The organism is Chryseobacterium sp. AC405b (assembly GCF_979258685.1).
In genome coordinates this window covers 2,110,443-2,125,124 of sequence record NZ_OZ409877.1, presented here as the reverse complement: position 1 = coordinate 2,125,124, position 14,682 = coordinate 2,110,443, and the positions used below count along the sequence as shown (strand labels likewise).

Genomic DNA, 14,682 nt, shown 5'->3' with positions numbered 1-14,682 from the left:
GGTAAAATCTTTTATTTTTCCTTTTTTTGCAGTTTCGAGCTTATATTTTATGAATGAAATCAAAAGTATAAGTGAAGTAAATAAAAATATGACCAAAGAATACTTTCCAAAATTAACCATTGAGGCATTTAAAAACAAACTCTTTCTCAATTCACTTGGCAACACCATAAGAAATATATTAACAACAAAAATTGAGATTACTACTCTATTTGGTTTTTTATTCCACTCAAAAAATTGGTTGAAAAATCTATTCATATTTTATTTTGCATTAAACCAGGCAAATAAAGCCATCGATAAATTGTGATTTGAATAATTTAATTTTTTAACAGATCTGACCTGTTGTATTTTATACTTCCTTTTTGAAATATAGCAGTCAAAGAATATTAATTCATTTAATTTCTGCGCTGCTAAATCCTATTAACCTTATTTTTATTCTTACAACATCCATCAGACCATTCGTAGATTACATATTTAATCCGGAATATTACAAACGTAAGATATGCAAGAACTATACAAGAACAATATCAAAAAAAGTATTTATAAAACTTCATTATTGGTTAAGCAAATGTACATCATTACATTGTTATTTATTTAAAAATAAATCATTATTATTAAACAAAACTTAAAAACGAAATATCAATATTAAAAAAAAGTAACATAGTATTCTTTTACATTATTACCTAATATTTATATCCTAATTTCAGCTTAACATTTTAATTTTCATGTAATTTATCTGATATAAGATTTTTAGAATATTTTGAGTAAATGTGTGATGTTATACCAATTTACAAATCAAATCTTTGCAACTCTTCAAGTTATAAACTATGTAATTGGTTTTCCATAGATACAGCAATCTATATTTAAAGCTTTTAGAACATAAAAAACACTTAAGACATTTATCTTAAGGGTTTGATGAAATCTAAAAAGACATCTGCGATCCGGACGGGACTCGAACCCGCGACCTCCGCCGTGACAGGGCGGCATTCTAACCAGCTGAACTACCGGATCAATTTGTTTTAAAAGTAATTGAGAAACTTTTTTGCGATCCGGACGGGACTCGAACCCGCGACCTCCGCCGTGACAGGGCGGCATTCTAACCAGCTGAACTACCGGATCTTTTCACAACAGACAAAAATATCTTCGTTTATTGTGGTTGCAAAAATACAACTTTTGAGCGACTCTGCAAGTATTTTCATAAAAAAAATGCTTCCCAATACGGAAAGCATTCATTATCAAAGTGATTTTCTTTATAAGTGTGCACTTAATTTTTCTGCGATGATCTCTTTTGGAGTTACCCCAACCAATTTATCAACTACCTCTCCATTCTTAAAAATAAGAACTGTAGGGATATTTCTGATTCCGTACTGCATAGAAATTTCCTGATTGTTATCAACATCTACTTTTCCTACGACAGCTTTTCCTTCAAAATCTGCTGCTACTTCTTCGATGATTGGTCCCAAAGTTCTGCACGGTCCGCACCATACTGCCCAAAAGTCTACCAATACCGGTTTATCTGATTTTAAAACTGTTTCCTGAAACGAGCTATCCGTAATTTCTAAAGCCATTTTTTTATTTTTAATTATTAATATTCTATGTTAATTCAATGATCAAATTTACCACTTTTAAACCATTAGCTTATCTATGCTCAACATTTGTATTTTCTATGATTAAATCTTTAGAAATTTCCTTTAATGCATTTACAAAAGTATCAATATCTTCTTTCGTTGTCATGTGACTAAACGAAACACGTAACGGTGTGCAATGATCCATCTCATCTTCAGAAAGCACCATCATCATGACCATTGAAGGTTTTGAAGCTCCGGAAGAACATGCACTTCCCTGAGAAACAGCAATACCTTTCATATCCAATTGCAATCCGATTAGCGGATTTTTGTAGGGTAATAAAAGACTTACCACTGTGTACAGACTACTTTCTGCTTCAGCACTTCTTCCATTAAACTTCACACCCGGAATTTCTTCAGAAACTCTATCAATGGTGTACTGCTTAATTTCCTGCATATGTTGGGTGTAGCTATCCATATTTTTCAATGAAAGTTCCAATGCTTTTCCCAAACCTGCAATTCCGCTCACGTTTTCTGTTCCTGCTCTTAAACTTCTTTCCTGCGGACCGCCTGTAATAATTCCTTTCAGACCACTTGATTTTCTGATGAAAGCAAAACCAATTCCTTTACGGACCGTGAAATTTGTGCGCACTGCAAGATGCAAAATCAACAGGAATTTCAGAAAAATCTAAATTCATGTGAGCCATCGTTTGTACAGTATCAGAATGAAACAATGCATTATTTGCTTTGCACAGTTCTGCAATTTTTTTAATATCTACAATATTTCCGATTTCGTTATTGGCATGCATCAGACTCACCAAAGTTTTCTTGTCAGAAGCTTTAAGCAATTCTTCAAGCTTGTTTAAATCAATATCACCTTTTTCATTCGGGCGGATGTAAGCAACTTCAACACCTTTTCTGTTTTTCATGTCTAAAATACTCTCAGAAACACATTTATGTTCCATCGGCGAACTGATGATTCTTTCAATACCCAAATGTGAAACACTAGATTTGATAATCATATTATTGGATTCTGTACCGCAAGAGGTGAAAATAATCTCTGCCGGAGTCACATGAAGATACTCTGCAACCTGCCTTCTTACGTTTTCAATTAAAATTTTAGCATCTTGTCCGAAACTGTGTGTTGAAGACGGATTTCCAAAATTCATTTTCATGGTTTCTACCATGGCATCGATAACTTCTTCTGAAAGAGGCGTTGTAGCAGCGTTATCTAAATATATTTTATTCATTTTTTATTTTGAATATTTTAATTGTACTGAAGTGAACTGATAATTTGACGGAACGGAAAATATAAACCAAGGATTTGACATCACCTGAATTGCCATCCCACCCGATTGATATTCCGGAATCTCAACATATAAAACATTATTCTTAACGGATATGCTTTTAATGGCTGAAACTTTATGATCACCGGAATTGAACGTTCCTAAATTATACAAAACAACTTTTTTATCTTTTGGAAAATCAGGTATTTGCATAACAGGTTCCATTCCTGAAGCTGCAAAATTTTCTGTTATTTCGTTTTTAAGCTGTCGTTCATCATTTATGATTTTAAAACCTGCTTTTTCAGCTCCTCCCTGCGTTTCAGAGGCAATTATTTCTCCTTTACTTTGCATATCTCCAGATTTCTGTGCAGTTGTATTGGTACAGCTTGTGATGATGGCAAAACATAAAATCAGCAACTTATTCATTTTATCATTATTAATCTTTCAAAATTAGTGAAAAAATCGGTAATGACCTTCATTTGCCCATTTCAGCATTGACTTATCACCGGAAGTATCGCCAAACGCAATAATTTTATCATACTTATCGTTTGAAATTTCTTTTTTAATTCTTTCTAATTTTTCTTTTCCGTTGCAGTTTTTACCGATAAAATTTCCTGTAAAAATACCGTTTTTAAACTCTGCCTTTGTAGAAACAAGATTCATCTGTAATTTTTCCGCAAATGGTTTTGCCCAAATATCCAAAGAGGCAGTTACCATGAGACTTTTTGTATTTTGTCTGTCCATATTCTGAATAAAATCCAAAGCATTTTCTCTCACAATTTTCGGATAATTTTCTTCAAAAAACTGTTTAGATTTTTCTTCGATTTTAGTCTGAAGCTGACCTTTTAAAATAGAACCAATAAAACTTTTCTTTACTTTTTCAGTCTCTGCCAATTTTAATTTCAGTAAAATAAAAAGCGGAATATGTTTTACAAATTGTACCCGAAATTTCGATGGATTATAAAATCTTAAATACAAAAACATCGTATCCTTATACGTTAAAGTGCCGTCAAAATCAAAACAATATAATTTTTTCATTATCAATTAAAGCTTTAATTTCTTAAAAATAAATTCAGGTATATTTCTTATGATTAACATAATAACGCCCCAAATGGGTAAAACGTATGCCACATTTTTCTGTTTTTTGAATGCCTTGTAGATACATTCTGCAGCTTGTTTTGGTGTAGCAGTTAGTTTTGGGTTTAGAGGTAAACCTTCAGTCATTTTTGTAGCCATAAAACCGGGTTTTACAGTCAACACGTGTACTTTCTTTTCAAAAAGATAATTTCTGAGACCACTTAAATAGGCTGTAAATGCAGCTTTAGCGCTCCCATATATAAAATTACTCTGTCTTCCTCGGTCACCTGCAACTGAAGAAAGTCCAATAATTGTTCCTGATCTTCTGCTTTCAAATTTCTGAGCAAAATAATTGATTACGGGAACTAATTTTGAGTAATTGATATCTATAATTCTCTCCGTATTTTTATTGTCGTACAATCCTTCTTCACTACCTTCACCCAAATAACCTGTCGCACAAAACAACAGACTAGAATTAATCTGGTCAAATTCAGAATAATTGACAGGTTTCGTTAAATCAAGTTCAAAGATCTGAGATTGTTGCAGAAATTTCACATCAATATGTCTTGCAAATCTTTCTGTGCTTTCTTTATTTGAGGTAAAAAGATAGATTCTTTCAAACTTCTCGCCTTCCTGCAATGCCTTTTCTACAAAAGCCTGCGCTACTTCGGATGTACTTCCAAGAACTATCATTCTACTTATTATTTAAAATTCTTTTGTGCTGTAAAGACACAAATTTTGAGCTGTCTGCATTTTTCAGATAATTTGTAAGCGAAGATCTGCTCATGCTGTCTTTTGTGAGATAAATTCTTCCGCCAAAATCCTGCACAATCTGGTCAAGTTTATCAACTAATTTTTTAAGTTTTGAGTTCACTTTAAAATCTAAAGCCAAAGTGTAACCTTCAAATGGAAAAGAATTATAGGCATCCGGATTATTTTTACCAAAAAGTTTCAAAACCGCCAAAAAGGATCCGTTCCCGCTGTTGGCAATGGTTTCAAGAATTTTTTTCATTCCTTCTTTGCCTGTTTCTTTCGGGATCACCATTTGATATTGAATAAATCCTGATTTCCCATAGATTTTATTCCAATCATTGATAGCATCCAAGGGATAAAAAAAAGTTTCATAATCAATAAAATTTTTAACTTCCTTTTTAGATTGCTTTTTATAATATAAAAAATTAAAAATCTTCACTGTAAAATTATTCAGCACAAAATTCGGGAAATAAAAAGGAACTGTAGGAGAGAATTTCTTTTTCAGTTTCAAAGGATTTTTGTTCTCATTTTCAGACAATTCATGTCTCTTGGCGTGTTCTCCGCGCATCATGATGCTGCGTCCTATATTTTCACCTTTTTGAAGACAGTCAATCCACGCAACAGTGTACGTCCAGCTTTCACTTTCTTCAAAAAGCCTGAATATTTCATCTAAATTTTCCGCTTTAATACTTTCCTGGCGAATATATGCGGTTTCAATATTTTTAAGCTTAAATTTTGCTGAAAGAATGATTCCTGTAAGTCCCATTCCGCCGATGGTAGCCCAAAATTTATCTGAATTTTCTTCCTTTGAACAACTAATAATGTCACCATTTTCTGTCATCAATTTAAAATCAATGACATATTCTGAAAAACAACCTTCTGCATGATGATTTTTACCATGGACGTCTGATGCAATTGCCCCACCAACAGAAATAAATTTTGTACCGGGTGTTACATAGAGAAAATATCCTTGAGGTACAGAGATTTCCAGCACTTCTGAAAGTAAAACTCCGGATTCGCATTCTATGATTCCGTTAATACGATCAAAACTCATGAATTTATTTAATTTTCTTGTCGAGAAAATATTTTCGCCCAATGAAGCATCGCCGTAGCATCTTCCGTTTCCTCTTGCAATGACTTCGTTATGATTGAGTACAAATTCTCTTATCTTTTTGAAGCTGTCTTCAGATCTCATCTCTTTTTCCACTATGGGAAAATTGCCCCAATTGGTAACTTTTTGTGTGAAATTCGGCTTCATTCTTTAAAGTAAATTTGAATTAAAAATGTAGCAACCCAAAGAATTAAAGTAACCTGTATGTATCTGTCTCTGTATACTATTTTGGTAGGGGATTCTGTTCTGTTGTAGACCAAAGTTTGCTGTAAATATCTTAAAAATGCAAAAACAACAAAAATTACAGTGTAAAAAACTCTTGAGTGAAATTTTTCCTGAACTTCAGGTGATAACGTAAACATAAGATAGCAGATGATGGCCAAAGTCACTGAAATTGAAAGAGCAATATCTGCAAATTGTACATTATAGCCATCAAGTGCTTTTCTCGTTTTACCAGAAACCTGAGCGTTGATGAGCTCTCCCCTTCTTTTTCCGATCGCTAAAACCAATGCCAGTACGAAAGTAAGTAAGGTTGCCCATTGAGAAATGAAAATACCTGTGATATATCCTCCAGCTTGAACTCTCAGAACAAATCCTGTTGCGATAATGAAAATATCAATGATCGGAACGTGTTTCAAGTGAAATGTATACGCCAGATTCATCACAACATAAATCGCAATGATGGCGGTAAATTTCCAGAGATTTTCATTAAAATTGAATTGTGCGAAGCATATAAGAGCAATATCAACTATAATTAAAGCAGAAAGAATGATCAGTGCTTTTCGCTTTGATATTGCACCGCTTGCCAAAGGTCTTCTTCTTTTTTCAGGATGCTGTCTATCTGCTTCAATATCGTTGTAATCATTTAATATGTAGACAATACTTGCAGCAATTGAAAATATTACGAAAGCAAATATACTTTTAGAAAGTAAATCTAAATTTTTGATATTTCCTGAAAAAAACAAGGGTACAAAAACAAAAAGATTTTTCACCCACTGTTCTACTCTGAGTAGTTTTAGATATTTCTTCATTTATGTTTATTTCGGTAGCAAAAATAGTAAATTTAAAGCAAAAAAATATTTCGCATAAAAATACAAAAAAAACCGCCAAAGCGGTCTTTTATGAAAATATTTATATGTTAACGACTATTGCCCTTGTTGAGCTTCGTTGATCATTTTTTCGTTCGCAGTAATTGCAAATTCTACTCTTCTGTTTTTTGCTCTGCCTGCATCTGTATCGTTAGATGCTACAGGCATTGCTTCTCCTTCTCCTAATGCAAACATTCTGCTTGATGCAATTCCTTTAGACATCAAATATGATTTTACAGAATTTGCTCTTCTTTCAGAAAGTTTTTGGTTATAATCATCTGCACCCACACTGTCTGTGTGACCATAGATATTGATATTGGTATCTGGATTATTGACCAAAACCTGAGTTAATTTATCTAAGTTTGTTTTAGCAACAGAAGTAAGATCTGATGAATTGAATGCAAAAGTTACAATACTTTCGTTCATCGTAATTTTAATTCCGTCACCTACTCTTTCCACTTCAGCACCCGGTAAAGTTTCTTTAATCTCTTTAGCCTGCTTATCCATTTTATTACCAATCACGTTACCAGCGACACCACCGATAATACCTCCAAGAACAGCCCCTAATGCTGCGTTCTTACCTTTTCCTACATTATTTCCAAGAACACCACCGATTACAGCTCCGGATGCTACTCCTACTGCTGTACCTCTTTGTTGATGATTAGAATTCTTCACAGCTTCGCAACTCGTAAGAAATAAAGCTGATGATAAGAAAAATGCTCCTATATATGTTTTGTTGAATCTCATTTTGTTTATTTTAAATATTTTAAATTATTTCATTCCTGTTCTTTCAAAGTTGTAAACAACTCTCACTGTACTCCCATCAAACGGAACGTTTTGCTCTAAAGAAAACTGATCTGTAGTCAGATTTATTACATCAAGTGTATACCCAACGGTATTTTGTTTAGCTTTTGTACCCTCCTGAATTTTTTTGAACATAAAAGTGTTTCCATCTTTTACCTCAAATTTTATAGGCTGAGTAAGAGCGGGACAACTTCCCCCACCATTTAAACTGTATGCTCCTGTATAATTATTCGGGATAAATCTCCAGTGACTTCCTACGAAACATTGTGCGTCTGCACCTTCGTCGAATGGCTTTATTTTATACTGCTTATCATATTCGATGCTTACAATCTGAAAATCACCTTTCATTTTAAGAAATTCTGATCTGTTGCTTTGTGCATCTGCTCCTTTTTTAACGGTGGAACAAGAAACAGCAAAAAGTGATGCTCCTAAAATCCCCGTAAGTAATAACTTTTTCATATAGTTTTTTTTTTATCAGATGAAATCAAAATCAATTTCATCTTTTGTTTATTATTCATAATGTTACTACAAAAAACCGTGCCAAAAATGATCTATCAAAAACAAAGCCCGGAAATTTCCAGGCTTTATTTTTTTTAATCTAAAAGATTATTATTTATTTTCTTACAGGTTTTTTAGCCTTTGCAGGTTTTTTTACTGAAGATGATTTTCCGTTATAAAAATTGTTGAATGCATATTCTGCAGCTTTTTTAACATCGATAACTCCACCAGCCTGAGATTTTTCTCCAAACTCATTTTCTGTACTTGCATTGCTTGTTTTAACCAAAGCTTCGATAATTTGCGCCGGTTTTAAATTCGGCATATAAGCCAATAAAACTGCTGCGGCACCAGCAACTACAGGAGAAGCCATTGAAGTTCCCTGCTGATAACTGTACTCATTATTCGGAACTGTAGAATAAATTTCTTCACCCGGAGCAAATACGTTCACCATTTTTTTATTATAGTTGGAGAAGCTGGCTCTTAACTCATTATTTCTGTTTGTACTTGCACCTACAACCAAAACATTATCAACAAACGGAGCCGCATCAGTAACATTTTTAAAATTGGTAGGATAAGCCAAATGCTCAGCAACATCTTCATTTTCGTTACCCGCAGCTTTCACCAAAAGCACCCCTTTATCATCTGCATATTTGAAAGCGTCCCAAACAACATTTTTGCCTGGCGAAACTGGCTTACCAAAACTCATATTCAAAACTTTGGCACCATTGTCAACTGCATATCTTATAGCGTTGGCAACATCCTTATCTCTCTCATCCCCATTAGGAACTGTTCTTACCACCATGATTTTAGCAACTTTCGACGCTACACCATACTGAACTTCTTTTCCTTGTGGTAATCCGGCAATAATTCCTGAAACGTGAGTTCCATGTTCTGCATCCGGACCTTGATAATGATTATTTCCGTAATTTTTTTGAGAATAGTCATCATAGTTGTCACCTACAACTTCAGCTCTCGGATCATAAGCCAGATCATATTGTTTCGCCATCGGACCAAAGTGATCTAATGCTCCTTTAATTTCTTTTTTTAAGAATCCTTCAACATCAGAAGGTGATTTGCCCGCTAATTCAGGATTTTGAGCCAGATTATTTAAAATCTGTAAACCTATTGCTTCCTGTTGATTTGCAGGTTTTATCGTTGCAAGATTTTCCTTAGTTAGATTTTTACCTCCAAGCATTTTTATCATTCCCGGTATTGCATCATTGATCATGCTATATTGCTTGAAATTCTGAGCAGCATCAACACTTTTTTTAGTAAAAAGCTCTTTTGATTTCATATACATAGCAAATTCTTCCGGCATTTTCGCCTGATTTGCTTTGTTTTTTGTAGAATCGTCACCTTCGAAAACTGATTTGTATTTGGCAACAACTCTGGTCACTTCCATGTTGTCAACATCTATATCTGCAGTCTTTCCTCCGATGAAGTTCCATCCATGAACGTCGTCGATGTAGCCATTTCTGTCATCATCCTTTCCATTGTTTGGAACTTCATTAGGATTTGACCACATATTTTTCACTAATCCCGGATGATCTACCTGAACGCCACTGTCTAAAACTCCAACAACAACAGTTTTAGGTTTAAGACCTTTGGATTCAAGATATTTGTAAGCATTTTCGGTATTTACACCATATACTTTTGAAGTGGCAAAATCTTTATGATACCACGTCATCAGGTCTTTATCTTCTTTAAGATCAAGAACTGTCGCCTTAGCTTCCTGTGCATACGTAAAACTAAAACCTGCTAAAAAAAGAGCAGCTAGAACTATTTTCTTCATTGTATAAGTATTATTTAATATTTTTAAGATAAGTCACAGATTCCGGGCCTTTGTTACAGATAAGATCAATTATTGATAAATCTTTTAAAAAACCATATTTATCTTCGAAGATCTGATAATATTCATCCATCTTATAATCGACTTCAACTTTCGTAGAAAATTTTTCCCTAAAATTGATCTCAGAAGGATTTTTAATATATTCTTCATTCAAAGAATGTGCCTTTTCTGTCTTTAGAATTTTTTGGATAATGTCGATACTTTTCAAATTAAAATCTAATAAAAATTTTTCTTTGTTTTGGTAAAGTACTTCAAATTTATCTTCATAATATTCAAAATAAGGAGAACTTTGGTAAACATTTTTGATAGATTTCCAGTGAATTTTCATCCAATCTTCTCTGTAAGAAATTTCAATATCTTTCATTTCCCTTTTCCCGGAATGATTAATAGGAATAATGAGTGAGAGTTTTCCATTGGCACCATAGATATTGGTTCTGTTTCTGTAAGTCTGTTTGGGGAAACTTTCATACTGCTCGAAAACCACCTCATTCTCAGTATTTAAAAAAACTGAAAACCATGAGATAGGTGGTAAATAGAATACCGGTAATAATACTTTTTTCATTGTTATTGTATATAAAAATGAAGTACTTTTTCAAATACTTCATTCTATTTCAGTTTGCTAATTTAGTTATTATTCGTCTTCAGTTTTTTTCTTTCCAAAAAGTTTAACGAAATATTCCCATCCGAAGAAAAGAACAAGTATCATCGCTGCAATCCACCAATATGAAGTTTTGTTAGCTTCACCTGTATTGGTTGCTTTGAACATTCTGTCCCAACGGATTCTCCATCCATCTGCCTGATAAGATGATTGCGAATCTGCAAATGCACCTTCCACACTCATCCAAGTAAACATTGGTTTCCCTACAATATTTTCTTCCGGAACAAAACCGAAGAATCTCGCATCAAGAGAAGCATCGCGATTATCACCAACCATCATATAATAATCCTGTTGAATTGTATACTGATTGCTTTCTTTTCCGTTGATGAAAATTTTTCCGTTTTTATTCTCTAATGTGTTGTGTTCGTAATTTTTGATAATCCACTGATATTCCGGCAAAGTTTTCTCATTGATGGCTACGACATCTCCTTTTTAGGTATTTTAAGTGGACCGTACTGATCCTGATTCCAGCCACTGTTGATTGGAAATATTGAATTGGTTGTATCAATTTTTGTTCTGGTCTCATCACGATACTGAACTGCTAATTCACCTTTTGGCTGAACGTGCTCCTCCATATCAATAACCTGAGGAAGTTTTTTAATTTCTGCGGCTGTATTTTTTGTCAAACCTTGGAAATAATAAACAAATCCACCTTTTTCGTTTTGACCTTCCTGAACAGGTAAAAATCCGAAAATTTTATACAAACCAGGAATATCAAGCTGACTTCCTGTGTTTACAATGTATCTGTGCTGCACTTCCTGATCTCCTAAAACCATTTCAGGTTTACCATTGACAAACAATTTTCCGTCACGCATTTCGAAAGTATCACCTGCAACAGCCACACATCTTTTCACATAAGGATCTGCACGGTCAAGCGACACATGTACAGAATCTCTCGGATAATTGAAAACTACAATATCATTTTTCTGAGGTTTACTGAACTGAAATATTCTTTCGTAAGGGAGTTTTACTGCTTCAACATAAGATTTTCCATCATTTTTCGGGTTTCCGTCTTTTTGAAAATCATAAATAGTACCCTGAAGGAAAGGTATTGCCAAAGGACGCATTGGTAATCTGTAACCATAGCTCCATTTATTAACGAAAAGGAAATCTCCCACCAATAGAGTACGTTCCATTGATCCTGTAGGAATTCCGAATGGTTGAGTAAAAAAGACGTGAATTATTGTTGCGAAAACTACTGCAAAAGTAATAGATCCCATAAAAGTATCTTTCTTTTTAGCATTTTTCTCTTCTTCTGTTAAGTACAAATCGTTTTCATCTTCCACTTCAACATCTTTGGAATAATTGACGGTCGCCATGTAAATAAATGGTAGAATAACCGTCAAAATCTGATGTTGAACAAGACTTTTTCCAAATTTTTTCATTAAATAAATATGAAAAACAGACATCATGATCGAGTCCTACAATCGGCAGGTATGACAAAATTGCCCACCATTTCGGATGTTTTGTTTCTTTTAAAATAATGAAATAATTGTAGAAAGGTACAAACGCCAATAGCGGACTATACCCCATTTTCTTGAACAGCTTCCAAGTAGAAATCCCCATCAATAATGATAAAATGAGAACATAAACTGTATACGTTAAAAAATAATTCATAAATCTTTGATATGAGTAATGAGCAATTGATGCTTACGCAAATGTCTCTTATTAGTTTGTAAAATAAAGGTTTTGTTACAAATTAAAGTCCCAAAACGTCTTTCATTGTAAAATTTCCTTTTTTATCTTTGATCCATTCTGCAGCTACCACCGCACCGAGTGCAAATCCGTTTCTGTTGAATGCTGTATGTTTTATTTCAATTTCGTCAACTTCACTTCTGTAAAAAACACTGTGAGTTCCCGGAACTTCATCTTCACGGATGGCAAAAATTCCCAATTGCTTATCCTGAGTTTCTTCCAGTTTCCAGGCATTATATTTTGGATTGTTTTTAAAAATTCCTTCTGCCAGAGAAATTGCTGTACCACTTGGAGCATCCAGTTTGTGAATGTGATGAATTTCTTCCAACTGACAAGAATATTCATCTACGCTCTTCATTAAATCTGCCAATTTTTCGTTTAAAGCAAAAAATAAATTCACACCTAAACTGAAGTTTGAACCATATAAAAATGCAGTTCCGTTTTCTAAAGCTAAATTTTCGATCTCTGATTTTCTTTCCAGCCAGCCAGTCGTTCCGCAAATCACCGGAATTTTATTTTCAAGACACGCTTTAATGTTATCAAAAGCCACTTCCGGCAAAGAAAATTCAATCACTACATCTGGATTGTTCAGATTCTCAGAAGTTGGAGTTTCTTTTAAACGGGCAACTACTTCATGACCTCTTTTCGTGGCAATCTCGTCAATGATCTGACCCATTTTTCCGTACCCCACCAATGCTATTTTCATGTTTAATAACTCTTTTAAAACTTAAAATTTAAACTTAATCCTGTTTTTGGCGGATTATTCCCCAAATCATCATAAATTATCGCAGGAGTGAAAGTCAAATCCGGATCTTTACGGCCTTCATACAAATGCGCATCAACTACTGCATCAACGATGTTTAAGATATAGATAAGTCCTGTAATGGCAATGGCATAATCCCGTTGTCTTTTTGATCTGTCCTGAGCATTTCCCAATGCTATTTTATCTAAATAGGGTCTTGCATCAACAAACTCATTGGGTGTTCCGTTAAGTTTAGCAATGTAATATTCTCTGTATCTTTTGTATTGATTCTGATTCCAGAGAGCGATACCTGCTCCTGCTCCAACTGCTCCCCAAACAATTGGAATTTTCCAGTATTTTTTATTGTAAAACTGTCCCAATCCGGGCAAAACAGCAGAATATAAACCGGCTTTTGTAGGATTTAATTTTTTAACAATAATCTTTGCGGGAGCATTTGCTTTTTCTATGGTCTCAACAATTGATGTTTCAGGAATTTTTGATAGCATGACACTGTCTTGCGGAACGGTTTCCACACGAACGGTATCATTTCGGGTTACTTGCGAGTAAGTGATGTTTATCAAAAACAGGGGAAATATGAAAAGTAATTTCTTCATCTATTTAATGTGAGATAAAATATATTCCAGCTCATCTTCATTTTTAAAATCTAAAACAATTTTACCTTTTTTCCCGGTTCCGATTGTTTTTATCTCCACTTTTACGTCAAGAATATCGGCAATGGTTTTTTGCGCTCTTTTGTAATTATTGGAAAGCTCTGCCTTTGCTTTTTTAACTGCCGGAGATTTAGGATTTTTAAAAGATGCAGCAGCCTGTTCGGTTTGTCGAACATTAAGTTTTTCTTTTATAATTAATTCAAATAACGCCTGCTGATGCTCTTCATTTTCAAGACTGATGATCGCTCTGCCATGTCCTGCTGAGATTTCACCACTTCTGATGGCATTCTGAGTATCCGGATTGAGTCTCAGTAATCTGATAGAGTTGGTAATGGTACTTCTGTCCTTTCCTACTCGCTGGCTCAGGTTTTCCTGCGTCATCCCGATTTCTTCCATTAACCTTTGGTAGGTCAATGCAATTTCGATAGAATCAAGATCTTCACGCTGAATATTCTCCACAAGAGCCATTTCTAAAAGCTCCTGATCATTTACCAGTCGGATGTATGCCGGAACAGATGTTAAACCCACAATTTTACTTGCTCTGAAACGTCTTTCACCAGATATAATTTCAAACTTTTCACCATCTTTTCTTAAAGTAATGGGCTGAATTACTCCAAGATTTTTGATCGATTGTGCAAGTTCGTTGAGTGCTTTTTCGTCAAAATAAGTTCTCGGCTGAGTGGGATTGGGATAAATATCTTCAATAGAAACTTCCATGATATTTCCTACAAAAGTTTCTGCGCCTTCATCTGTGGCAGAATTTACCGTAGCTTTCGATTCAGCACTTAAAATAGCACCCAAACCACGTCCCATCGCTCTTTTTTTATCTTTCATAGTATTTATGACTATTTGCTATTGCACTTCGACAAGCTCAGTGTGACAGCTTTT

At 34.2% G+C, this 14,682-nt stretch carries 13 protein-coding genes, 2 tRNA genes and 2 pseudogenes; all 17 read right to left on the bottom strand.

Annotation, left to right across the window (positions count from 1 at the left end):
- Nucleotides 1–934: 934 nt before the first annotated feature.
- Nucleotides 935–1,008 (bottom strand) — tRNA-Asp (locus tag ACZZZA_RS10345).
- A 34-nt stretch (nt 1,009–1,042) separates the two neighbouring features.
- Nucleotides 1,043–1,116: transfer RNA gene (locus ACZZZA_RS10340), tRNA-Asp, on the bottom strand.
- A 131-nt stretch (nt 1,117–1,247) separates the two neighbouring features.
- Complete coding sequence (gene trxA / locus ACZZZA_RS10335) at nt 1,248–1,565, bottom strand: thioredoxin (RefSeq protein ID WP_047445614.1); 318 nt, start codon at nt 1,563–1,565, stop codon at nt 1,248–1,250.
- 70 nt (nt 1,566–1,635) lie between these two features.
- Nucleotides 1,636–2,812, bottom strand: a pseudogene (locus tag ACZZZA_RS10330) (cysteine desulfurase family protein).
- Between the two features lie 3 nt (nt 2,813–2,815).
- Complete coding sequence (locus ACZZZA_RS10325) at nt 2,816–3,274, bottom strand: hypothetical protein (protein ID WP_463431487.1); 459 nt, start codon at nt 3,272–3,274, stop codon at nt 2,816–2,818.
- A gap of 24 nt (nt 3,275–3,298) precedes the next feature.
- Entirely contained in the window at nt 3,299–3,886 is a 588-nt protein-coding gene (locus ACZZZA_RS10320) for an HAD family hydrolase (RefSeq protein ID WP_463431485.1), read from the bottom strand.
- Between the two features lie 6 nt (nt 3,887–3,892).
- Nucleotides 3,893–4,618 (bottom strand): SDR family NAD(P)-dependent oxidoreductase, encoded by a 726-nt coding sequence (locus tag ACZZZA_RS10315; protein ID WP_463431483.1) that lies wholly within the window; start codon nt 4,616–4,618, stop codon nt 3,893–3,895.
- 1 nt (nt 4,619) lies between these two features.
- On the bottom strand, nt 4,620–5,936 hold the full coding sequence (locus ACZZZA_RS10310) for an FAD-binding oxidoreductase (protein ID WP_463431481.1): 1,317 nt from the start codon (nt 5,934–5,936) through the stop codon (nt 4,620–4,622).
- Nucleotides 5,933–6,820 (bottom strand): decaprenyl-phosphate phosphoribosyltransferase, encoded by an 888-nt coding sequence (locus ACZZZA_RS10305; RefSeq protein WP_463431479.1) that lies wholly within the window; start codon nt 6,818–6,820, stop codon nt 5,933–5,935. Before ACZZZA_RS10305 ends, ACZZZA_RS10310 begins: the two co-directional genes overlap by 4 nt.
- A 114-nt stretch (nt 6,821–6,934) precedes the next feature.
- The gene (locus ACZZZA_RS10300) at nt 6,935–7,624 is read right to left on the bottom strand and encodes an OmpA family protein (protein ID WP_463431477.1); all 690 of its coding nucleotides are present in this window, start codon (nt 7,622–7,624) and stop codon (nt 6,935–6,937) included.
- A 24-nt stretch (nt 7,625–7,648) separates the two neighbouring features.
- Nucleotides 7,649–8,140 carry a hypothetical protein gene (locus ACZZZA_RS10295; protein ID WP_463431475.1) on the bottom strand — a complete coding sequence of 164 codons (492 nt, stop codon included), beginning with the start codon at nt 8,138–8,140 and terminating at the stop codon, nt 7,649–7,651.
- Between the two features lie 154 nt (nt 8,141–8,294).
- A complete protein-coding gene (locus ACZZZA_RS10290; RefSeq protein ID WP_463431473.1) occupies nt 8,295–9,971 on the bottom strand; it encodes a S8 family serine peptidase in 1,677 nt (558 codons plus the stop codon).
- A 10-nt stretch (nt 9,972–9,981) separates the two neighbouring features.
- Nucleotides 9,982–10,590, bottom strand: coding sequence for a WbqC family protein (locus ACZZZA_RS10285; protein ID WP_463431471.1), 609 nt, complete (start codon nt 10,588–10,590; stop codon nt 9,982–9,984).
- A gap of 69 nt (nt 10,591–10,659) precedes the next feature.
- Nucleotides 10,660–12,303: pseudogene (lepB, locus tag ACZZZA_RS10280) on the bottom strand (signal peptidase I).
- Between the two features lie 82 nt (nt 12,304–12,385).
- Nucleotides 12,386–13,087 carry a 4-hydroxy-tetrahydrodipicolinate reductase gene (gene dapB, locus ACZZZA_RS10275; RefSeq protein ID WP_463431469.1) on the bottom strand — a complete coding sequence of 234 codons (702 nt, stop codon included), beginning with the start codon at nt 13,085–13,087 and terminating at the stop codon, nt 12,386–12,388.
- A 14-nt stretch (nt 13,088–13,101) separates the two neighbouring features.
- The gene (locus ACZZZA_RS10270) at nt 13,102–13,737 is read right to left on the bottom strand and encodes a DUF5683 domain-containing protein (RefSeq protein ID WP_463431467.1); all 636 of its coding nucleotides are present in this window, start codon (nt 13,735–13,737) and stop codon (nt 13,102–13,104) included.
- A complete protein-coding gene (locus ACZZZA_RS10265) occupies nt 13,738–14,628 on the bottom strand; it encodes a ParB/RepB/Spo0J family partition protein (RefSeq protein ID WP_463431465.1) in 891 nt (296 codons plus the stop codon). It abuts the gene before it with no gap.
- Nucleotides 14,629–14,682: the final 54 nt, after the last annotated feature.